1 protein-coding gene is annotated in these 1033 nt (G+C 71.5%); it reads left to right on the forward strand.

Annotated elements, in window-relative coordinates; translation table 11 throughout:
- A partial coding sequence (locus tag FVW20_RS16515) for a succinate--CoA ligase subunit alpha (RefSeq protein WP_196610445.1) occupies positions 1 to 1033 on the forward strand: 1033 nt, incomplete at both ends.

The following is a 1033-nucleotide window of genomic DNA, read 5'->3' on the forward strand; positions in this document are numbered from 1 at the left end:
GCTGATGGAGGCGCTGGGCGCGGAACGCGCCGCCCAGCCCGTGGTGGTGCGCATGGCCGGGCACGAATCGGCAGAGGGGCGCGCACTGCTGCGCGCCTTTGCCCATCCGGACGTGATCATTGCCGACGAGGTGGCCGACGCGCTGGACGCCCTGCGGGGGATCGACACCGCCAATCGTGCTGCGGGCACGGTCCCTGCCGCGCCGCCCGTTGCGTACCCTTTGGCCGACGAGGCGTGGCCGCTGCCCCCAGCCGCCCGCAAGGGCTACCGGCGTTCCGGCAGGCGCGGCGTGCCGTGGCTGGGGCCGGATACGCAGGTGCTGGTCCAGGGCATCACCGGCAAGGTGGCCCAGCGCCACGTGCAACTGATGCAGGAATACGGCACGCGCATCGTGGCCGGGGTAACCCCGTTCAAGGGCGGGCAGAGCGTGCTGGGCGTGCCGGTGTACGATTCGGTGCACGAGGCATGCAGGCATCACCGCATCGACGCCTCCATCATCTTCGTGCCCGCGCCCTTCGCACCCGATGCGGTCATGGAGGCGGCGGCGGAGGAAATCCCGTGGGCGGTGTGCATCACGGAGGGCATTCCGCAGCGGGCCATGCTTTCCGCGCTGAAGAACGTGCCGCCGTCGCCCACGCGGGTCATCGGCCCCAACACGCCGGGCATCATCGTGCCGGGGGCCACCAAGATCGGCATCATGCCGGGTTACGTGTTCACGCCGGGGCCGGTGGCCATCTTCTCGCGCTCGGGCACGCTGACCTACGAGGCCGCGGCACGCCTGTCGGCGGCGGGCATCGGCCAGTCGTTCTGCGCCGGGGTGGGGGGCGATTCGTTCATCGGCAGCGACTTCATCTCGCTGTTCGAATGCATCCGCGACGACGACGCCACCGAGGCCGTGCTGGTGCTGGGCGAAGTGGGCGGCACGGCGGAAGAGGACCTGGCCCGCTGGGTGACCGCCACCGGTTTCGCCAAGCCGGTGCTGGGCTTCATTGCCGCGCGCACTGCCCCGCCGGGCCGCCGCATGGGCCACGCC

This window comes from Nitratidesulfovibrio oxamicus, assembly GCF_015731765.1.
GTDB lineage: Bacteria > Desulfobacterota > Desulfovibrionia > Desulfovibrionales > Desulfovibrionaceae > Cupidesulfovibrio > Cupidesulfovibrio oxamicus.